This window comes from Paenibacillus fonticola DSM 21315 (assembly GCF_000381905.1).
In the GTDB taxonomy this organism is placed as follows: domain Bacteria; phylum Bacillota; class Bacilli; order Paenibacillales; family Paenibacillaceae; genus Fontibacillus; species Fontibacillus fonticola.
In genome coordinates this window covers 68798-90268 of the sequence record NZ_KB907247.1, presented here as the reverse complement: position 1 = coordinate 90268, position 21471 = coordinate 68798, and the positions used below count along the sequence as shown (strand labels likewise).

General features: G+C 47.2%; 22 protein-coding genes. 11 read left to right on the top strand and 11 right to left on the bottom strand.

What is annotated here, in order from left to right; translation table 11 throughout:
• Positions 1–110 precede the first annotated feature (110 nt).
• Entirely contained in the window at positions 111–554 is a 444-nt protein-coding gene (locus G358_RS0103865) for a hypothetical protein (protein ID WP_019635881.1), read from the bottom strand.
• 247 nt (positions 555–801) lie between these two features.
• On the opposite strand from G358_RS0103865, the gene G358_RS0103860 reads away from it, so the two are divergent.
• The 3 genes from G358_RS0103860 to G358_RS0103855 all read left to right on the top strand — a co-directional run bounded on the left by G358_RS0103860 (position 802) and on the right by G358_RS0103855 (position 2808).
• On the top strand, positions 802–1974 hold the full coding sequence (locus G358_RS0103860) for an MFS transporter (protein ID WP_019635880.1): 1173 nt from the start codon (positions 802–804) through the stop codon (positions 1972–1974).
• A 184-nt stretch (positions 1975–2158) separates the two neighbouring features.
• Positions 2159–2275, top strand: coding sequence for a sporulation protein YjcZ (locus G358_RS33790; protein WP_240479929.1), 117 nt, complete (start codon positions 2159–2161; stop codon positions 2273–2275).
• 173 nt (positions 2276–2448) lie between these two features.
• Positions 2449–2808: a toprim domain-containing protein gene (locus tag G358_RS0103855; protein ID WP_026342041.1), complete on the top strand. Its 360-nt coding sequence runs from the start codon at positions 2449–2451 to the stop codon at positions 2806–2808.
• Positions 2809–2815: 7 nt separating this feature from the next.
• Here the strand turns inward: G358_RS0103855 and G358_RS0103850 are convergent, their stop codons facing one another.
• From G358_RS0103850 to trpS, 3 genes are all read right to left on the bottom strand, one after another.
• Positions 2816–3421, bottom strand: coding sequence for an SCO family protein (locus G358_RS0103850; RefSeq protein ID WP_019635878.1), 606 nt, complete (start codon positions 3419–3421; stop codon positions 2816–2818).
• Positions 3422–3510: 89 nt separating this feature from the next.
• Positions 3511–4449, bottom strand: coding sequence for a heme o synthase (gene cyoE, locus G358_RS0103845; protein ID WP_019635877.1), 939 nt, complete (start codon positions 4447–4449; stop codon positions 3511–3513).
• Between the two features lie 228 nt (positions 4450–4677).
• On the bottom strand, positions 4678–5661 hold the full coding sequence (gene trpS, locus G358_RS0103840; protein WP_019635876.1) for a tryptophan--tRNA ligase: 984 nt from the start codon (positions 5659–5661) through the stop codon (positions 4678–4680).
• A 1497-nt stretch (positions 5662–7158) separates the two neighbouring features.
• Here trpS and G358_RS0103835 point away from each other — a divergent pair.
• Together G358_RS0103835 and G358_RS0103830 are read left to right on the top strand one after the other, a co-directional pair.
• Positions 7159–8133 carry an aldose 1-epimerase gene (locus G358_RS0103835; RefSeq protein WP_019635875.1) on the top strand — a complete coding sequence of 325 codons (975 nt, stop codon included), beginning with the start codon at positions 7159–7161 and terminating at the stop codon, positions 8131–8133.
• Between the two features lie 678 nt (positions 8134–8811).
• Positions 8812–9033, top strand: coding sequence for an alpha/beta-type small acid-soluble spore protein (locus tag G358_RS0103830; protein WP_019635874.1), 222 nt, complete (start codon positions 8812–8814; stop codon positions 9031–9033).
• 70 nt (positions 9034–9103) lie between these two features.
• On the opposite strand, the gene G358_RS0103825 is transcribed toward G358_RS0103830, so the two are convergent.
• On the bottom strand, positions 9104–9514 hold the full coding sequence (locus G358_RS0103825) for a hypothetical protein (RefSeq protein WP_019635873.1): 411 nt from the start codon (positions 9512–9514) through the stop codon (positions 9104–9106).
• Between the two features lie 446 nt (positions 9515–9960).
• A complete protein-coding gene (locus G358_RS0103820; protein WP_019635872.1) occupies positions 9961–11763 on the bottom strand; it encodes a M3 family oligoendopeptidase in 1803 nt (600 codons plus the stop codon).
• Between the two features lie 89 nt (positions 11764–11852).
• Between G358_RS0103820 and G358_RS0103815 the strand changes: the two genes are divergently transcribed.
• Complete coding sequence (locus G358_RS0103815) at positions 11853–12041, top strand: YycC family protein (RefSeq protein ID WP_019635871.1); 189 nt, start codon at positions 11853–11855, stop codon at positions 12039–12041.
• Positions 12038–12271 (top strand): hypothetical protein, encoded by a 234-nt coding sequence (locus G358_RS0103810; protein WP_019635870.1) that lies wholly within the window; start codon positions 12038–12040, stop codon positions 12269–12271. The genes G358_RS0103815 and G358_RS0103810 overlap by 4 nt, the downstream gene beginning before the upstream one ends.
• 205 nt (positions 12272–12476) lie before the next feature.
• On the opposite strand, the gene G358_RS0103805 is transcribed toward G358_RS0103810, so the two are convergent.
• Together G358_RS0103805 and G358_RS0103800 are read right to left on the bottom strand one after the other, a co-directional pair.
• Positions 12477–13175, bottom strand: a complete 699-nt coding sequence (locus tag G358_RS0103805; protein WP_019635869.1) for a DUF2225 domain-containing protein — start codon at positions 13173–13175, stop codon at positions 12477–12479.
• Between the two features lie 46 nt (positions 13176–13221).
• Positions 13222–13599 (bottom strand): globin domain-containing protein, encoded by a 378-nt coding sequence (locus tag G358_RS0103800; protein WP_019635868.1) that lies wholly within the window; start codon positions 13597–13599, stop codon positions 13222–13224.
• Between the two features lie 389 nt (positions 13600–13988).
• Here G358_RS0103800 and ylbJ point away from each other — a divergent pair, with 389 nt between their 5' ends.
• The 3 genes from ylbJ (at position 13989) to G358_RS0103785 (ending at position 17795) form a co-directional block, all read left to right on the top strand.
• Entirely contained in the window at positions 13989–15209 is a 1221-nt protein-coding gene (gene ylbJ, locus G358_RS0103795) for a sporulation integral membrane protein YlbJ (protein ID WP_019635867.1), read from the top strand.
• Positions 15210–15433: 224 nt separating this feature from the next.
• Entirely contained in the window at positions 15434–16237 is an 804-nt protein-coding gene (locus tag G358_RS0103790) for an NAD kinase (protein WP_019635866.1), read from the top strand.
• Positions 16238–16352: 115 nt separating this feature from the next.
• Positions 16353–17795 (top strand): S41 family peptidase, encoded by a 1443-nt coding sequence (locus G358_RS0103785; protein ID WP_019635865.1) that lies wholly within the window; start codon positions 16353–16355, stop codon positions 17793–17795.
• Positions 17796–17833: 38 nt separating this feature from the next.
• On the opposite strand, the gene G358_RS29400 is transcribed toward G358_RS0103785, so the two are convergent.
• Positions 17834–18166, bottom strand: a complete 333-nt coding sequence (locus tag G358_RS29400; protein WP_019635864.1) for a YutD family protein — start codon at positions 18164–18166, stop codon at positions 17834–17836.
• A 24-nt stretch (positions 18167–18190) separates the two neighbouring features.
• On the bottom strand, positions 18191–19090 hold the full coding sequence (gene lipA, locus G358_RS0103775) for a lipoyl synthase (protein ID WP_019635863.1): 900 nt from the start codon (positions 19088–19090) through the stop codon (positions 18191–18193).
• Between the two features lie 175 nt (positions 19091–19265).
• Between lipA and G358_RS0103770 the strand changes: the two genes are divergently transcribed.
• Positions 19266–20339, top strand: coding sequence for a M23 family metallopeptidase (locus G358_RS0103770; RefSeq protein ID WP_019635862.1), 1074 nt, complete (start codon positions 19266–19268; stop codon positions 20337–20339).
• 195 nt (positions 20340–20534) lie between these two features.
• On the opposite strand, the gene yunB is transcribed toward G358_RS0103770, so the two are convergent.
• Positions 20535–21302, bottom strand: a complete 768-nt coding sequence (gene yunB, locus G358_RS29395; protein ID WP_019635861.1) for a sporulation protein YunB — start codon at positions 21300–21302, stop codon at positions 20535–20537.
• Between the last annotated feature and the right edge of the window lie 169 nt (positions 21303–21471).

Below are 21471 nucleotides of genomic sequence, written 5' to 3'. Positions count from 1 at the left end.
CCTCCTGTCTTGTGCCATAATTCGCAAGCTGTTCACAATAACATTTACATACTGTTTTTTGTTTTTTGTGCTATGCCAACTGAATTTTCTTTTTGTTTTACGTACAATACTTATTGTTTTGCATTGCGTTTTGCTTCTTGTACGAAAGTTTCGAGCGCATCGCTCATTTTCCATTCACCGAGAGATACGCCGCGAAAAGTCACCTTCACCTTATCGCTGCCAGGGGTTCCGGTTACTTCGAGATTCGGAGTTGTAATTGTAAACGTACCGTCCTCGTTTTGCACCCACTGCGCTTCCTTCGCTTCCTTTCTCATCACGTTGAGCACTTCCGATTTACTGATTTCAACCGCCTGATCCTTGACCGTATTCACGGCATCTCCGATATCTTTAAGAGTAATACCGCTATAAATCACAATGAACGCAGCGATAACAATCACTAGAGCCCATTTAACGACGGTCTTGACTAAATTCAAAATCAGAAACAGGACAACCAGCGCAACGACTATGACGAGCCAGTTCTGCTTCAGAAATTCCGTCCACACTTGCAAATCCATTATAACAACACCCCTATAATCTCATTTTCAATTATTTAACGTATTACAAGCAAGCTTAGTTTCATTTCAAATTTGGAGTTTCCACAGTGTAAGTTATTATACATGATCGGCCTAAGTGATGTCAGCTAACCCTTGTTTGTTCCCTGGTCTTTGGGTAAAAAAATCGCCTGCTGTTCATGAAAAGGGTATAAGTTCGTCCCAAGCGACGTACAAGTAGAGCATAATGGATTTACTGGAGGCAAGGTAAATGAAAATGGCATTCTGGCTTTACTTTTTTTTGTTCCTCGCTTTCTTTGATTTGCATGCTCAGTACCCGATTCTGACCCCATTCGCACTTTCTCTGGGCGCGCCGCCGTTATTTATCGGCTGGATGATGGGAATCTATGCCTTAACTCATCTGCCTGGAAATTTAATCGCCGGCCAAGGCGTTGATAAGCATGGCAGCAAAGGCTATATGATCTTCAGTCTGATCGGGGCGGGCATCATCCTGCTGCTGCAAGCCCATGTGACAGCGCCATGGCAGCTGCTCGTGCTCCGCTCCATCAGCGGGTTCGTCTTGGCGTTTCTGTCCCCGGCTTGCCTAGCGCTGCTCGCTTCCCTGTCCAAAGATCCAGTCGGACAAGGAAAGCTCATGGCCGGTCACGGTGTAGTTCACACCCTCGCTTCCGTAGTTTCTCCTGCGGCTGGCGCTTTTCTAGTTGCCCAAAGCGGCTATTCCATGACCTTCCAGTCCCTTGGCTGGCTATTGATCATCACCGGGATTGTCGCCATATTTATGATTCAGGAATCCCGTCCCGAGCGCGCTAGCCTCCGCCATCGAAATGCCGCGTTAACGAATGAAGCCGCCTCCTTCCAATTCCAGGTCATCCCCTTAAAATATTATTTATTGCCGTTTGCGGTATCCTGCTCGCAAGGGATACTGTTCTTTGAATTGCCGCTGCAAATGGGCGGAACGGCAGGGGTTATGCACACCGGGATCTATTTTTCGATCATTAGCCTTGGAGCACTCGTCACCTTATCAATGATGTTCCTTAATCATTTCTCACCGTATTTGCGGACTCATCTAGGGATACTGGGCATCGCCCTTTCCTTTTTCTCGCTAGCCGCTTTAGGCAGCGTACCCTTGCCTGTGTCCCTGCTCGCTCTAGGCATCGCTAAAGGCGTTGTCTACCCAGCTATGTCCTCACTTTTTATCGACCTGAGCGGCGGCGAGCGGCTGGGTACGGTCTTCTCCCTGCAATCCATCGCCATGTCTCTAGGCTCTTTCGTCGGCCCTATAACAGCCGGAATGATACATGGCACATATTCGCCCTATTTCATGGCATTTTTAATTTTAATGAGCGTCATTATCATTGTTCCGCCTAGCCGCAAAAAAGGATTAGGGATGCCTCCCCTCACCAAGCCATCAAACCTTCACTAGCCATTTAGAAGTGGGGAAAGAACAGGAAGAGAGAGGGGCTGCTGCGGAAGCAATATTTCTCCCTGTTTAGGCTGTCTAACAGGGTATTAATTCCCCGCTTTAGGCAGTGACACAGCGCAATATTACCAGCTGTACATATTATAAACGTGTAGCCACCAATTAAATGGAAAGCGAGGTGAAGCAGATGGGACATATCGGTCATTGCGGACATAAACCAATCGGTGGTTTCTGGACGTCAACAGGTACAATCCTTGTACTTTACATTTTATTGGTGATCATTCTCCGCGCTCCTCTTTACTAAAATTCAAATGACATATTTGTAAACTAAGCTTAAACAAAATGGGACTGTTCCAAAAGTAGTCTTTAACTACTCGGGAGAGTCCCTTCTGCTTGTGTTCTTTTTTGCACTTAAAAGGCTTGCGGTATACACTAGAGGCATACCATTTCAATAACATTCGGCCCGAGGTGATCCCATTGTCTATCTACATCATTGTTGAGGGTAAAAATGACCGAAGCAAGCTCCGTCGTCTGTTGGATGAGGAAATAAAAATTCTCTGTACCTTTGGGACATTAAATTCATTAAAATTGGAAGCACTGCGGAAACAGGTCAAAGATCAGGAAGTATTTCTATTTATGGACAATGATGCTTCCGGCAAGCGAATCCGCGGAGTACTTCGGGATGCTTTCCCTGATGCGGTCCAAATGTACACACGGCGCGGATATGCCGGGGTCGAGGGAACGCCGGATGAGTACCTCATCGCTCAATTGGAAAAAGCCGGGCTGGAGGATTACATCATCTACCCCCACCCGGCTTCATTTCATCATCTGAACTAAACGGCTCTTACTTCTTTTCTTTGGCCAAAGCCGCGACGCCTTCGGCGATCTCCTGAGCCGTTGCTTCAGGCCGGTACATTTCACGAATGTTCCCTTTGCGGTCAACGAGCCCAATAAGATCCATATGGACGAAATTGCCGTCCTTATCCTGGTTCACCAATATTTTAAAAGAATTCATCGCCAGATCAATGATCTGCCCCTGATCCCCCCTAAGGAAGTACCAGCCAGCATAATCCGCTTTAAATTTATCGCCAAACTCTTTAAGCCGCTCCTTCGTATCTCTCTCTGGATCAAAAGTAATCGATACGATCGAGGCGTCCTCACCGAACAGACCTTTCTCTTTCAGTTCATCTTGAACCTGGGAGAGTCTTAAAGTCGTAACTGGACACACATCCGGGCAATTGGAGAAAAAGAAATAGAACAATCTGACTTTCCCGTTGGTGTCTTCTAAAGTAACGTTGCTGCCGTCGAGATTTTCCAGGGAAAATGCTGAGACTTGGCCAATGACGGGAAGCTTCGGTTTCACAAAGGAATCCTTCAGCAAATATCCCGCGAGCACTACGCAAATGGCCAGCATCAACCAAGTCCATTTATATTTTTTTAACAAGGTCATTTACAGTTCCTCCATACAAGCATCCGGTAGCATCCGTCGCGGTATCCGTCCAGTATTTGGCCTCGGCTCCCCTTACGGCAATGCTTCATTTAAATTCTAACCGTATCCAGAATCATAACGATGAGACTAATGGTCAAATAGTTAACAGAGAAAATAAATACCTTTTTGGCCCATGTATCATTGTTTTGCGAGCGAATGCCTTTAAGCGCCATGTACAGCCAAACCAAGGACAATGCCTCGCCGATAATAAGGAACCACATTCCGGTGTAGCCGTAAACATACATTAATACGGGGATCGGAAGCAGCAATACCAAATAAGGAATCATCTGCAGCTTCGTTCTCGGAATACCTTTAACGACCGGAAGCAGAGGGTAACCTGCTGCCCGGTACTCTTCTACGCGCCGGATCCCAAGGGCCCAGAAATGCGGCGGCTGCCACAAAAACAGCAGGGCAAATAACAGCCATGCGCCCAAATCAACCTTGCCGGTGACCGCAACATAGCCGATAACCGGAGGCATCGCGCCAGAAATCGCTCCGACGGAAGTGCTCCAGGTGGACGTACGCTTTAGCCATAGCGTATATACAACGACATACACGAACATGCCCACTATGCCAAATATACCTGCCAGCAGACCGGAAAAACTGAAAAGCGAGACCAATCCAAGTATGCCGAGAATAATCGCGTACCATAATACGATGCGCGGCGACAGCCTGCCTGTAGGCAGGGCGCGCTTCTTTGTACGCTCCATCTTCATATCGAAATCACGATCGAAATAGTTGTTAAACACGCAGGACGACGCCATGACAAGAACGGCCCCAAGTATCGTCCAGATCATTTTGCCGAATTGTAAATCCCATTGTGAAGCCAGCCAAAACCCGGCAAATACCGCAATTACGTTAGAGCGGATAATGCCCGGCTTCGTCAAGGCGATAAAATCTTTCCAAGTTGCCGTTTCTCCCGGAGGAGTTGGTCTCACGGACAACGCAGCGGAATCCGTAGGAGCAGAGTAGCTTAGTGGTTTTTCCATGCGTTATATCTTCCTCCTATGCTAAAATATATATAAATTTTAATTAATTTTCGAAATAAAAGCTTTCTCGCTATAAACTTTATCATATCAAATCCACGAAGTCTCTGACAATCGTTACATATTGACCAAGTTATTATGACAATTCAGTGACGACAAGAAGAAAACCCGGATTTCCTTATCCCGGGCTTCCAAACTTATTCACTAATTTATTCAGTTATATTCAGCAGCTTATTTGGTTATAAACCCCATCATCCGTTGAACATCGGCAAGTGTTTGCTCCGCCGTCTCGGCCGCTCTCTCTGCCCCCAGGGACAAAATATCGAATATTTCGCCCGACTCGCGGATTTCCCGGTATCGCTGCTGCAAAGGCTCAATGACTCCCAAGACAACCTCGGCTAAATCCTTTTTGAATGCTCCGTACATTTTGCCTTCATACAGCCGTTCTACTTCATTCACAGAAATTTCCGCACACTGGCTGTAAATCGTAATCAGGTTGCTTACTTCCGGCTTGTTCACCGGATCAAATCTTACTTCACTGCCTGAATCTGTCGTCGCGCGGCTAATCTTCTTACGGATATCTGCCGGCGTATCCAGAAGGGAGATGTAGCTTCCCGGGTTGGGATTGCTCTTGCTCATCTTCTTAGAAGCATCATCCAGCGACATAATACGAGCTCCGACCTCTGGAATATAAGGCTCGGGGATCGTAAAGTATTCCCCGTAGCGGGAATTAAATCGTCCGGCTAAATCGCGGGTCAGCTCCAAATGCTGCTTCTGGTCCTCGCCTACGGGCACCAAGTCAGCATTATATACAAGAATATCCGCTGCCATTAAAGAGGGGTAGACGAAGAGTCCCGCACCTACCGACTCCTTGCCTTCAGCCTTGTCCTTAAATTGAGTCATTCGCTCAAGCTCGCCCATGGAGGTGAGCGTTGTCAGGATCCAGCCCAATTGCGCATGCTGAAGCACATGGGACTGCATGTACACGTTGGCCTTAGACGGATCGATACCAGCAGCTACGAACAATGCGGCAACCGCTTCAGATTGCTCCCGCAAAGCTGCAGGCTCCTGGGACACGGTAATAGCGTGCAGATCGACCACCATAAAATTACACGCATAATCATGCTGCAGCTTGACGAAATTTCTAAGGGCACCGATATAATTTCCTAACGTTAATTTACCGCTAGGCTGGATGCCGGAAAGAACTTTTTTCATAATTATCATCCTCCTGATTTTTTTAGACATTGATTAAGCTTTGCTTGCTTTTTAGAGATGGATTAAGCTTTGCTTGCTTAGTAACTTTATTTGCGCAGTTTGCGCAGCTCGCTTTGCTTAGTAACTACATTTGCGCAGCTCGCTTTGCTTAGTAACGTAAATTTTCCTGCTTATTTCTTGTTTAGTAAGGCAACTTTTTGCTTAGTAGCGAAATTTTCGCAGCTTTGAATTCTGCGAATAAGCCTTTGCGAATAAGCCTTAACTTAATGTAAACCGGGCAAAACTGGTATCCGCTGCTGGAAATGCCGATGTAAGCACGCCGCAGGCTTATTACCTGCTCTTTGCGCGCTGTGACGATCCGGACGTCCGATCGTCTGCTGCTAAGCTAAGAAGCCGATCGTCGTCAACTGCCGCTAAGCTAAACAGTCGATCAGTCCAGCGTGTAGTGAGCGTGAATTTGTATGAGAAATCATACATAATCACTCACATAGGGCCGGATGCTGGCATTGTATATGAAAAATCATACATAATCACTCACATAGGGCCGGATGCTGGCATTGTGTATGAAAAATCATACACAAACACTCACTTAGCGGCCAGATGATGGCATTGTGTTTGAAAAATCATACACAAACACTCGCTTAGCGGCCAGATGATGGCATTGTGTTTGAAAAATCATACACAAGCACTCGCTTAGCGGCCAGATGATGGCATTGTGTTTGAAAAATCATACATAATCCACTCGCTTAGCGGCCAGATGATGGCATTGTGTTTGAAAAATCATACACAAGCACTCGCTTAGCGGCCAGATGATGGCATTGTGTTTGAAAAATCATACACAAACACTCGCTTAGCGGCCAGATGATGGCATTGTATATGAAAAATCATACACAAGCACTCGCTTAGCGGCCAGATGATGGCATTGTATATGAAAAATCATACACAAACACTCGCTTAGCGGCCAGATCCTGGCATGTGTATGAAAAATCATACAACAAGCACTAACATAGCAGGTGATGCAACAACGCGACAACCCAACAACTATCGATACACCAATGCAAAGTAACGCAAAAAAATGCAAGGTAACGCAAAAAAATCCCACGCCCGAAAGGGACGTGAGACCGTGGTGCCACCCTTATTCGCCCAGATTGCACGGTATTTTCGTAAACACTGTCATCTAGCCTTTATGCTCCGTAACGTGGAACCGGCCGGCCGGCATACTAAGATAGATCCTGGTCTATCTGTTAGGCTCGGCGCTCCAGGGTCCATTCGGCCTAAGCAACTTCACTGGTTCGCATCAACCACCAGCTTTCTGCAGCAGAAGTCCGCTTCGCTTACTTATCCCTGTCATCGCATTCATTTTTGTTAAATTTATATGTCCAATCATACCTGGCAGCGAATTGCTATGTCAACTTACGTTTTTCGTCCCTAAGAAAAAGTGTTATGATATGTCTAGTTATTCATTTTCGATTATTTAGTGGGAAAAGGAGCATCGATATGAAAAAAGTGACCAAAGGGCAATGGAACGGTTACGATACTTATACGTTACATAGCCGTGAACTTGATGTCACGCTGCTGCCCCGCCTAGGCAATAATGTGATCGCCATACGGGATCATATCCAGCAACGCGATGTACTTCGCAGCCCTGAAGAAAGCGAGCTCGATTTCTACCTGCAGAAGCCTTACCACTTTGGAATTCCCCTGCTCATTCCGCCTGGGCGGATTCGCAGAGGCCAATTTACTTATGCCGGACAAGAATATCTGTTTGACCGCAATACAGCTAACGACAACCATATCCACGGACTTCACCGGACGCAGGCCTGGTGTGTCAGCGATATTGAAGAAGATGATGAGGGTTGTACAATTACAACGGAGTTCGTCACTTCAGAGGATCCAAACTGGATCCGGCAATATCCTGAACCGCTGAAGATTGAAATGACTTTACGTCTCCAGGGAGCCGAACTTAGCCAAACGTTCAAGATCAGTCATCTCGGTGATCGTCCCGCCCCTTTCGGTCTTGGTCTGCACACCTGGTTTCTGTTGGACGGCGAGCCAAGCAAATGGACGCTTACACTCCCAGTCACCGGAATGTATAAGCTGGACGAAGAGCTGATCACTACCGGTGAAATTGCACCACTTGGAGAGCTTGAACAATTAAACACAGGCCTGAACATGCAAGGCAGGAACTTTGATACGATGCTGCAAATCGGAGATCATCCTGCACAGGCAACGTTGCTCCACGATGACGGTTACGGCCTTGTCTACTCCGCTGACCAAGCCTATTTCAAGCATTGGGTGCTGTATACAAAGGGAGAGGCTGAGCAGTTTCTGTGCATCGAACCGTACACATGGCTTCCAGATGCCCCTAACTCAGGCTTGGCCAACGAGTTGACGGGACTTATTGAACTGCAGCCTGGACAGTCGTTAGAGCTGAATTTACAGCTGAAAATGATTTATCCGCAAACAACCTAAGGAATGGATATGTGTCGGCATGGTCAGTGCAGCAGATTACTACCGCATTGATCATTGTCGGCATGATCAGTACAGCAAATCACTACCAGTATGATTACTGTCAGCATGATCAGTACAGCAAATCACTACCAGCATGGTTACTGTCAACATGATCAGTACAGCAAATCACTACCAGCGTGGTTACTGTCAACATGATCAGTACAGTAAATGGCTGCAAATAAGTTTAGCGAGCAATTCTCTTTTGAGAGTTGCTTTTTTTGTGTTCTTTTGCGTGGTGTTTTGCGTCTTTTTCACGTTGTTTGTTACGTTGTTGGTTACGTTCTCGGTTACGTTGTTGGTTTGCATGGTCGGTTTTCGTCGTCGTTGTTCTGGTGTTGATTCCGCGGTTGTTTTCGTCGTCGTTGTTCTGCGTGTTGGTTCACATGGTTGTTTGCGCGTTTGTTTGCGCGTTTGTTTTCGTGGTTGTTTTCGTGGTTGTTCACGTGGTTGTTTTCGTAGATGTTACATTGTTTATTGCGATATTTTTTTGCGATATATAAGTTAAAATTCCGCTCTGTTGCGCAGAATTTCATTAATTTTGCAATGCAATAATTACCAATCATATAGAAGGAAATAAGACTGCATATTTTAGCTCACAAAATCCATACTAACTTCACAAAGGCAAAGGAGGTGACAAACATGGCAAATGGAAGCCGTTCCAACAACCTTGTCGTTCCTCAAGCGAACGCTGCATTGCAGCAGCTGAAATATGAAGCTGCACAAGAGCTGGGCGTTCAAATTCCACAAGACGGTTACTACGGTAACTATACTTCCCGCGAAACAGGTTCTCTCGGGGGGTACATTACTAAACGTCTAGTTCAAATAGCGGAGCAGCAATTGTCGGGTCGTTCTAACCAGTAACTTCGATTTTCTAAACGATAAGTGGACAGGCGGTCTGCCAAAAGCAGGTCGCCTGTCTTTTGTTATAAAATTATGAAATATCATGATATGTACTGGCTGAATCCTTCCGTGAATAGCGTTGTATCATCAAATTCGCCATATTGTAATTAGACTCCAAAATAGCATCAACTATGATGGTCTCCTGCCGTAAGGCAAATTCGTAGCTAATCTCGCCATGCGTCCAATAACGTTTGAATTTCAGCGCTTCGATGGCCATCGCTTTGAACGATTTCAATTGCTGATGCGATAATCCTCTATCCTCCTCAGACAACTGTCCGTTACGACCTGCTATCGGATTATGGCGGATACCGAATTTTCCAATGGCATTGTTGCGAATTTGAATGAATACAGTTCCCGACGTCATGCCGGATAGTTCTACTTCAAGCTCCTTAAACACCATATCAACCTGCCTGGCAAGTGAAAGCTGGTCCGTCTTCAGCATATCCACCCTCCCTTCCCATATGAGTCCCTATATAGGGCTTACGACTCATTATATTCCAATATCATTCACCTATCAACAATATAAAACAAAAATGGTTATTTATTACTACATCTATAATATTTTCAACATCTGCAAAACTTATTATTCGCCAAAATATATACTTTTACGACAATGATTTCTCCTTGTAAAATCAAGCTTTCTGGAGCTGTTTTGTATTGTACGGCAGAGTAGAACTATGCGTCTCCCTCCGCCGTGCAATACTTTTCAAACAAGTCGCCTGCGTGACATAATTTGCATGTACCACCAATTTGAAATCGAACCGGGCAGTGAAAATTAGTTCTTTTTACCCAAAGACGATCAAATGCCGATCAACTGACGATCAAATTAGCAGTCAACTAGATGGTCAACTAGACGGTCAATAAAATTATTCTGCCGAATCCCACTGCTTACTGCGTCAGCTCCAGGAACAATTGTACATCCGCTACTGCGACAGACATCGCTTCACGCCAAAAATCCGGCTTCGTCAAATCGACGTCAAGATGCTTGCTCGCGAGCTCCTCCACGGTCATTCGTCCCGTATCCTGCAGCAAAGCATCATATTTTGCCGCGAATCTCTCTCCCTCACGCTGCGCCCTTGCATACAGTCCTGTACTGAACATGTAGCCGAACGTATAAGGGAAGTTATAGAACGGTACGTCCGTAATATAGAAGTGCAGCTTGGAAGCCCAGAAATGAGGGTGATAAGAAGCCAGTGCGCCATGATAGGCCTCACGCTGTGCTTCTTCCATCAAAGCAGACAATTCATCCGCACTCAGTACGCCCTGCTTTCTCTTCTCGTAGAACCGGGTTTCGAACAGGAAGCGAGCGTGAATATTCATAAAGAAACTGATACTGCTGCCGATTTTGTCCGCCAGCAGGCTCAGCTTCAGCTTCTCGTCCGCTGCGTTCTTCACGAGCGCGTCCGCCACAATCATTTCCGCAAAGGTTGAAGCCGTCTCCGCGACATTCATCGCATAGTCCTGATTGAATTGCGGCAATTCTTCCATCAAATATTGGTGATAGGCGTGTCCTAGCTCATGTGCCAGCGTAGATACGTTAGATACCGTTCCGCCATACGTCATAAAGATTCGCGTCTGCTTGCTTACCGGCAGCGAGGTACAGAAGCCTCCTGGACGTTTGCCTGGACGGTCCTCCGCTTCAATCCAGCGCCGGTTGAAAGCCTCTACCGAAAACTCGGCCAGCTTTGGACTAAAGCTGCGGAACTGCTTTACAATCTCATTCGCAGCGTCCTCGTAAGAAATTTTGCCTGCGGATTGCCCGAGCGGAGCATCCACATCGCTCCAGCTTAGCTGATCCAATCCCATCAGTTCGGCCTTCCGGTTCATATATTTGACGAAGACTGGTTTATTTTCCTCAATGACCCGCCACATCATGTCCAGCGTTTCACGAGACATCCGGTTGATCATCAGCGGCTCCTTGAGAATGTCATCCCAGCCTCTTCTTTCATAAAGCTTAAGCCGGAAGCCCGCCAGCCGATTCAGCGTATCTGCACAGTAATCAGCAACCCCGCTCCACGCCCGCTCCCAGTTTGCAAACGTCGCTTCACGAACTGCCCGGTCGTCGTCATTCAGCTTGTTCGCGGCCTGGCCTACAGATAATGATGCCAGTTTGCCGTCTCCTTCTTTAAAAGGAACGGCCACCTTTGACACGATCGTATCATAATGCTGTCCCCAGCCATGATAGCCGTCAATAGCAAGATCGGACGCCAAGCTCTCCAACTCTGGCGCCAGCTTCTCCCGGGCAATTTCACGCTTCTCGCTGAGCACGTAGGAGATTGGAGCAATTTCACCGCGAGCCATCCAGGCTTCCCACAAATCATCTTCCGTATTGCGCAGCACATTTTGAAATAATGTCATCGTATTTTCATAAGCCGCACGGATCGTAGTTACTTTCCCGGAGAGCTGCACAGCTTTTTTATCATGCTGATTTTGAGCCGTTAAGCAAGCGACAAAGCTGTCCGCTTCGATAATTTTTCCAGCTGCGTTTTGCAATCCGTCAATAAGCTTATCGAGGTGAGCAGTCTCTTCCAAAGCCAGAGGTGCGTTCCGTTCCTGTAAATCCTGGTGCATCGCTGCAATATCCTCTTCCAATTGGCTGAGAAATTTATCAAACTTATCTGAAGAGGAGCCTCCTGGAAAAATAGATTCCAGTTCCCAAGTTATTTGTACCGGATCTGTTAATTGTGTCATTAAATACGCATCCTTTCCTTTTTCCATTGTTGATGCAATTGGTGTTAAAAGTGTATATTATAGAAACCAGATCAACAGGAGGGGATCATATGAAACCACTGCAAGTCTCACCGGATACTGCCATAAAGCTGGCCCAAAAACTAAAGGTGCCCCTTGAGCACCTTATGCATATGCCGCAACATATTTTACTGCAGAAAATTGCGGAAATCGCTAAAGAAGAAGCGAAGGATCCAACGGCAGAGCACTCGCCTTCGAATGAAGAGGATACGTCCTCATGATTCCTTTTGAAAAATCGCTTCCTTATGATATTGTTATGGGCGATGTTTACGCGCCAAAGTGTCCTTTTTGCGGGCAGGAAAATGTTCTCCTGTCCATGAAGCCCGGCGAAGTGCAAAGCGTTCGCGAAGGCAAGAAGAAACTGCTTGTTTTTCCATGTTGTAAAAACAAGCTTACCGTGCTGGATAGCGATCAGGATTACCTGTTGACGGACACGAACATCCGCAGATAAATTTACTGCCGACTGTTACGATCGTGCTCTGATCATTTATCTGCTGGCGGATTTGAGCACGCAATACGAACGCTGCGCGGATAACTTTCTGCCGACGGATTCAGCGTTGCAGAGATAAATTTTGCAATCCAGCAGTCTCAGAAGAGGCCGTTCTAATGGACAGCCTCTTCTGAACTTAACACGTGAATGATAAACATATCGGGATTTAACCCTGTACCTCTTCCGTCAATTCCTCACCTTTCGCCTGCATTTCCTCACGAAGCAGCGCCCACTGCTCCCGGCAAGCGCGAATCATGGCTGCATCCATAATCCGCTTGTCATTAATAACTCTGGAGAACCATTTGACAGCTTCATTATATGCACCAACCCGCCGGTTTAATTCGCCGATCAAATACATAAGACGGGCATCATTATCCCCGGCACCTTCATTCTCATACACTTTTATGTACGAATTCAGCGCATGCTTTAAAAAACGCTGCTCCTGCTCATGATCTTCCTTATAGCGGTACAACCAGGCAATATGATGCAGCAGACTAGCGATAATTCTCTCCTTCTCGCCGATCGTCTGCGCGCAAAGCAGGGCGAGCTTGTACGTCTCAAGCGCGTTGTCCCAGTCTCTTGAACCTCCATAATCGCGCTTTACAAAGCGGCTGCCGATATGCTTTGCAAATTCATTACGCTGGCGTTCCGTCAACCGGTCATTCGAATTTTCCGTCGAGGCAAACCCGCAGGACGGGCAAATTCTTACCACGTAATAATCGGGGTTCAACTCCCGGTAGTATCCGCAAAAATCGCTGTCCGTCCGGATGGCCCGTTTAAGGCTTGGCCGTACCCGTGACGTGGAAAACTCATTTTCACAATAAGCGCAGTTGATCTTGATATTGTATAATGGTTGCATTTCCACACGATAACTTCCTTTCTATCGCTGCCATATGGCGCATCATCCTCAATCAAGGCGTATTCACGAAATGAAAAGCAGGACCAGACAATCGTGCAATGACAAAGTCCCTTAGCGCATCTTCAACTCCAATCTCCTCCAATGCTTCAGTCATACAGGCCAGCCACGCTTCGGCCCTTTCGCGTGTGACCGGAAAAGGAAGATGTCTCGCTCTCATCATCGGATGTCCAAAAGTATCCGAATACAAAGAGGGTCCGCCAAAAAATTGGGACAAAAACATATACTGCTTCTCCATCACCGGATCGATATCTTCGGGGAACAACGGACCGAGCAGAGGATCAGCTTGGACTTTAGGATAAAAAGTTTCCACAAGCCGCCGGATGACCTTCTCTCCGCCCAGGTTATCATAAATGCTTAAACTTGGATTCACGAGATCCTCTCCAACTTTCACATTGTATTTTTTAACTCTGTATCAATTATAGCAAAAAAAAATAAAAGCTCCTACCGGAGCTCTTACGTAAAAACAGGATCAACCTGCTGCTATAGTTAATAACTTCGCCAATCCTCTTCATTGGAATGGACGCGGGAAACACGGATAACATATACAAAGGCGCAGACAAGAACACCTGCTACAAAACTCATAGCCAACACTCCATCCATCTGAGATTTTTGCCCCATGAAGTATACATCTATGATTTTTATTCTAACATAATTGCTTCAAAAATACAGTATATTTTGTAATCGCTTTCTTTATTTTTTTGTGCTGTTTGTCCCAACAATGTCATACACTCCACTATGAAGATTGTGGAGGCGTTTCTCATGAACAAAACGCGATTAGCGATGCTGCTCCTGCTGCTTTCCATGGCTGCGTTCGGCATCCTGATGCTGACATATCCTAAAGCTTCATGGGAGGCCGGCGTCATGGGGCTTTCCATTTGGTGGGAAGTGTTGTTTCCATCCCTGTTTCCCTTCTTCGTCATCTCCGAGCTAATGCTTGGCTTCGGTATTGTCCATTTTCTAGGGAAGCTGCTCGATCCTCTTATGAGGCCTTTGTTCCGTATTCCCGGCAGCGGCGGCTTTGTTGCCGCGATGGGCTTTGCCTCGGGTTACCCTGTCAGCGCCAAACTGGCAACCCAGCTCCGTGAACAGCGGCTTATCAGCCGTGTGGAAGGCGAGCGGCTCGTCGCGTTTACGACTACATCCGACCCGATATTTCTGATTGGCGCAGTATCCGTCGGCTTCTTTGGCAATTCGAAGCTGGCAGGAGTCCTTGCACTTGCTCATTACGGAAGCGCCCTTGTATTGGGCTGCTTCATGCGTTTTTATGGCACAAAGGAAGACAAGCTCAGCGGCAGCCCCTCTATCCCTCAACCCTCAGCAAGGTTCAGCATTAAGCTGGCGCTCCAGGCGATGCATGAAGCGCGCCTGAACGACGGGCGCAGCCTTGGCGAACTGCTGAAACAAGCCGTGTACTCCGCATTACAGCTTATGACGGTCGTCGGCGGGCTGGTCGTTTTTTTCGCTGTCATGCTGGAATTGCTAAATGCTTCAGGGTTAATGGCTCTGCTGTACTCTGCCGTGCACGCCATCCTGAGCGTAGCAGGCCTGCCGCCTGCCTTGGCTGAATCTTTAGTGGGCGGAATGTTCGAGGTAACGCTTGGCGCCAAAGCCTCCGCCGCTCCGGCCACTGTCCCGCTCATGTATAAAGCTGCCGCGGCGGCATTTATTTTATCTTGGGGGGGACTGTCTGTGCACGCTCAGGTAGCGAGCATTCTGAACGGTGCGGACTTGCGCTATGTCCCCTTTCTGGCAGCTCGCTTCATTCACGGTATAATGGCGGCCGTACTGCTGCTGGTCATATGGAATCCGCTTATGAGCCCGCCGGCCTCCGGCACTTGGCTGACCATGGCCAGAGAAGAGTCCGTTACATCCTGGAGCGGAATTTCAAGCGGCTTTTTCGTCTTTTTAACCCTAATAACGCTTCTCCTTATTTTGTCTTTTCTCGTTCGATTCATTCAGCGAATAGGGAAGCGGCGGTAAGTGCAGCGGGAAAATGAAACATTGTGTTCTGTTTCAGAATTGATTATGATCTTAACAGTAGGATATATGAGGATGTACGAAGAATGTATGAGGATGTATGACAAACGTCTGCCGATTTACTTCCCCCGAAAACCGCGATCAGCGGCAGTTTTTCTCGCGATACCAGGAAGCTCATGCTTCGAATTTTATACTTTCTGATATCTAATACAAAGGAGCCTGTCATCTTGAGATACTACGTTCTTGACCGTGGCGATCAATTGTCCGTGGAATTAAGTGAGAAGTTCCATCAATTGGCCGCAAAAAACGGTCTTCAGTTGGATGCAGAGTCACCGGACATCGTCGTTTCTATCGGAGGAGACGGCACGATGCTCCACGCTTTCCATACGTTTATCGACCGTATTCCGTCCATCTCGTTTGTAGGGGTACATACAGGGCATCTCGGTTTTTTCGCCGACTGGCAAGCCAATGAAATTCCCGAGCTTGTGGATATGATTGCCAGGCATAAAGACGAATCGGTATTGAAGCCCCGAATCGTTCGTTATCCGCTGATTGAGCTGGAGATCCAGAAGAAGTCAGGAACCTCCTCGCATATTTGTCTGAATGAATTTACACTTAAGGGGGTCGATGGAACGATCGTAGCCCAAGTGGATATTAATGACCAGATGTTCGAAATGTTCCGGGGAGACGGCTTTTGCATTTCCACCCCTTCCGGAAGTACGGCATACAACAAAAGTCTTGGCGGAGCTATCATTCATCCCTCCATCAAAGCATTGCAAATTTCCGAGATCGCTTCGATCAATAACCGGGTGTTCCGGACGATCGGGTCATCCTTAGTGCTTCCCGAACACCATCACTGCAACATTTATTCGCGCAAGGAACAAAATTTGCTGATCACGTTGGATCATATCAATCATCCGATAAGCGATCTCATTTCGGTGCGCTGTCAAGTTTCGAAACAAAGCATCAGCTTTGTCCGCTATCGGCCTTTCCCTTTTTGGGATCGTGTACGCAACGCTTTTCTCGGATAAAAATGAATCGCTTTTTTTTAAACGGATGTCTGACAAACATCCGTTTTCCTATATAATTTTCCCTTTTTTACCTGTATGATATAGTTATTACATAGCAAAGGACGTTTTTATTATTATGAAAAAATTATGGCACAAAACAGCTCTATCTCTCCTTTTCCTCACTCTTTGTTTACCTCAAGCAGTACAAGCAGCCCAATCCACGAGCGATGCTGCGGATTTTTACGATATCGGCATTATTCACGAGGTACTTCAATATTTAAGTGACAACAACATTGAAGGCGTCCAGCAAGATGAATTTATCGAGAATGCCATCCGGGGCATGGTCTATACTCTGGATGATCCTTATTCCGATTATTTCACAGAAGAAGAACTGCAGGGTTTCGAAGATGAGCTTAATCAGGAATATGTCGGCATTGGGGTATTAATCCGTTATGCAAATGACAATTTATACATTACAGAAGTTCTGGATAGTTCCCCGGCCCAATCTGCCGGGCTGCGTAAAGGCGATATTATGACCAAGATCAATGGAAATAAAGTAAGCAGTCCTGAGGATATTTTTTTGATCCAGGGGCCGGAAAATACTAAAGTGAGCATTTCCATCAAACGGGGAAGCAGTCAGCTCACCTACCAGGTAACCCGTGGGCACTTCTCTTTGCCAGCCGTTACGAGCCGTCTGATCTCCTCAGGCGATATCGGATATATCGCCGTCTCTACTTTCTCTGATCAGGCAGACGAAGAATTCGCTGTACATATGAGCAAGCTTCGCAAATTAGGCATGAAAGCACTCGTTCTCGACCTGCGCGACAACTTGGGAGGTTATGTTGAATCCGCCCACAATATCGCCAAGCAGTTCATCAAAGACGGAGTGCTCATGTACACTGAAAGCCAGGGCGGCGAGCTGGAGGAGATTAAAATTACAGGCGGCAATTCCATCGGCATACCTGTCGTGGTCCTGACAAATGAAGCCACCGCCAGCGCCTCCGAGATATTGGCTGCAGCGCTGCGCGATAACGGAATAGCGACTCTAGTCGGCTCCCAAACATTTGGCAAAGCGCGAATTCAAAATATTTTTGCTCTGTCCAGCGGCGGGTCTCTTAAATTAACGATCATGAAATATTTCACGCCGAAGCTAGAGGATTTCAATTATGTCGGCCTCACTCCAGACGTGGAAGTCAACCGCAATTCAGCTGCTCAGCTCATTACAGCTATGCGTCAAATCGGGCTTAAAAATATGGAAGTGGCCGGAAGCCCTTCCGAGTTTACGATTAACAACGTATCTTTCAACGGTTATATCGACACCGTCCAGGAGGGAAAGAAAGTATACGCTCCCTCCCGGATCCTTGCCGCTCTTGTAGACGGCCAAGCATCCTGGACAACGAATACAGGGGTGCTGACCATAACCGGAAATGCAGGGAATGTGCAGCAGTTCAAACGGAGCGCAGGCAGCGTTAAAATGGTTAACGATGAAGCTTATATTGAGCTCCACGATTTTAAGAAGCAGTATCCTGCTATTGAATGGAGCTATCAGCAAGGCAGCTTGAAGCTTAAAGTCAAATAAGCCTGTCTTGGCCGCTAGACAACAAAGACGGCTTCCGATTACTCGGAAGCCGTCTCTGTATGCGAAGATGCAGACTTCTGGCCCTTGCCCTCCTTATTCTCCTTCGTCTTCTGGAGAACAAAATAAGCGCAGCCGAAATTGCAGTATTCGTTAATGTAATCCGTAATCCCCGAAAATGCGGTGTCCCGGTTTACTTTGGGGTGATTATCCCGCAGAAACCCTTTAAGCCTCAGCTTCTCATAACCCCAATCTCCTATAATATAGTCGTACCGATCCAGTACTTCACTATACCGCTGCTTAAACGCCTCTGCGTCCCAAGCATTTTTGTAATTTTGAATCAGCTCGTATGTTCTGCCACCGATCTGGATCATCCGGTATCCCCCTCTTGCCTTGCCTTAAATTTCTGCCGGAACGCTCTGCTGGTTTTTCTTCGCAGACTTAACCTGCTCGTGAGCATGATAAGAGCTGCGGACGAGCGGCCCGGATTCCACGTGACTGAAGCCGCGCTTCATGCCCTCTTCCTTTAACTCGGCAAACTGCTCCGGCCGGTAGTATTTCTCGACTGTTAAATGCTGCGGGGAGGGCTGTAAATACTGACCGATCGTCAAAATATCGCAGTCCACAGCACGCAGATCATCCATCGCCTGCAATATTTCCGCCCATTCTTCCCCTACTCCAAGCATAATGCTGGATTTCGTAGGGATGTCCGGCTGCATCTGTTTGGCACGCTGCAGCAGTTCCAATGAACGGCGGTATTTTGCCTTGGCACGCACGCGATCGGAAAGACGCTCCACCGTCTCAATATTATGATTGAGAATATCCGGCTTGGCATTCATGACCGTCCGCAGCGATTCCTCATTGCCGAGAAAATCAGGAATCAGCACCTCGACACTGCATAACGGCAGCCGCGACCGAATCGCGCGAACAGTTTCGGCAAATATAGCCGCCCCTCCATCCTTCAAATCATCCCGGGCCACACTCGTAACTACGCAATGACGCAAGCCCATCTTCTCGGCAGCTTCTGCTACCCGTTCAGGCTCTTGCAGATCCAGCTCCGTAGGCATTCCAGTATTCACTGCACAGAAGCGGCAAGCCCTCGTACATATATCGCCAAGTATCATAAATGTAGCCGTACGATTTGCCCAGCATTCATATATATTGGGACAACGCGCTTCTTCACAGACCGTATGTAATGTCTTCGAACGCATCATCTCTTTGATTTCCTGATAATTATCCCCAGTTGTCAACTTGATTCTAATCCAATCCGGCTTCGGTTCTTTTGCTAATTTAGACAAGAATAGAGACCTTCCTTCTCATAAAATAAGCTATAGCGCCATTATTATACCATGAATCTGCTGGAAAAACCCCCTTGACAAATGGAATAAAAAAACATCTTTTGTCAAACTCTAAGCAAGCGTCGTTAGTATTAGTATTTTACCGGCGTAAACTTTAAGGAGGGAAATCTCTAAAATGAGGTCGATTTTTGTAGGCGTCAGCAGATTTGCCGGCAAACTTTTTACTAGCCTAATTGGCGTAGCAATCTTGACATCGTTCTGGATGATACCCGGTTTTGGCGCGCCGGCAGCAGAAGCTCCCGGAAAGCCTGGCACTTCCTTGCCCAAAAGCTCATACGAGCTTAGACGGAGTCTATATGAGGAAATTGGATTACTAACGCAAATTCCATGGCATTGGCTTGCTGCCATCGATCAGTATGAGCGGACTATTACTCCCCGAAATCAGCAAAACTCTGAAAAAAACAGCAAATTAATAGGTATCCGCATTAAAGAAACGATGTGGGCAGGACCATCCAACCCTGATTCCGGCGATACGAATCCCGCTACGATCGCGCTGTTTGGAGGGATAGGCAAAGACGCTACGGCGGACAAAGTAGCAGATCCGAAAAATGACAGGGATGCCCTATATGCGGTAGCAGCTTATTTGCTGACATTCGGCTACAGTGACGATGATATCCGCATTGCGCTGTGGCGTTATTATAAAAATGATTCCTCCGTAGAGCGCATTCGCCAATTTTCCAAAATTTACCGCACCTTTGAACGCATTGATTTGTCCGACAGTGCCTTTCCGCTTCCCGTAAAGAGCACCTATACTTATCGCGATACTTGGGGAGACCGGCGCGGCTGGGGAGGGGTGCGGATCCATGAAGGGACGGACTTGTTCGCTTCGTATGGCGTGCCTGTGCGCAGCGTCTGCTATGGGATAGTGGAGACCAAGGGATGGAATCCCTATGGCGGCTGGAGAATCGGAATTCGTGATTTAAATAACCGCTATCATTATTACGCACACCTGCAAGGCTTTGAAAAAAAGATTAATATCGGTGATACGGTCATCCCGGGACAGACGATAGGCTGGGTTGGCAGCAGCGGCTATGGCCCTCCTGGGACACAGGGCAGGTTCCCACCCCATCTTCATTATGGCATTTACCGGGATACCGGAAGCCGTGAATGGGCCTTTAACCCGTATCCGCTTCTCAGGCAGTGGGAAAGAGAGGAGCTTGCGAAAAAGAGCAAAAAGCGCGCCTCCTGAATGACGGAGGCTTCCTTTTACGAGTTGATGGGCTCGTTTCTGAACCGATTCCGTCAATTCTAGCAGAGAACTCGTAGTTGCTAAACAGTTCCATTAAGCCTCAGGCTGACACTCTTTTTGCGAAAAAAACTTTATTATGTTTCTTTCTAATAAAACCCGGATAGCTTCACTTAATTCTATATAAGCGATCATTGCTTAATGCTCGCTTTGGACTTCATTCCCGCTATGGGTATTCGGTTGTCCGGTCCCGGGAATAGAAGGCAAAGCAATATTCGGCGCACTCACGCCATTCTCCCCGACAGGGTTGCCTTTGCTGTCGTAGTAATACATAGGCACATCGCCGACTACCAGCATATAAGATACCGGTATTTCCGTCTCAACGGACTGTGCTCCCATGTCAAAAGGAACGACCACGGCCAGTTCCGTACGCACCCGCAGAAATACTTCGACGAGAATCATGTTGATCCCCGCCTCCTGACGGCGGGTATTCAAATCGACCTTGACATCGCCCTTCGGCTCGATGCGGATCGGAATACTGGGGCCAAAGGAAGCCAGAATAGGACTGCCCAGCGCCTGTCCTAGAGGGATATGCTCCGACAGCCTGGACACTTCATCAATCGTAGAACGAACCGTCTGGATCGTATCGGAAGTAATTTGCATGTGTGCGGAGTAATTGAGCATGAATCCGGTAATTTTGCCGGAGGAATCGGTCTTCCAATCGATAAGGTTGTCAATTTGCTCCCGGTTGGCCACTTGGGCCGCAATCGCATCATTGATCGATTCGGTGGCGATTTGCTTCACCCGGATCTGGGCCAGATGTTTAATGGGCCCGATCATATTGCGCTCCACATACTGGCCAAACAGCACGAAGGCTGTAACAACAAAGATGAAGACAATGAGCCAAATATTCGCTTTGCTGAGCTTTCCCCTTCTTCGGCTGTGCCATCCCCTTCTAATCCGCATTCTCTATCCCTCCAGGCAGCGCTTCAATTGCTTCACCACCCAGTTTATGCAGGAATGCCCTGAAAAAGACGGACTAACTCCCGGTTTGTACCTCCTTGTGCTTCTTTGTGCGCCGTCTTGTGTATTTCCTCGTGTGCCGTCTCATGCACCCTCCTTGTACATATCTCCT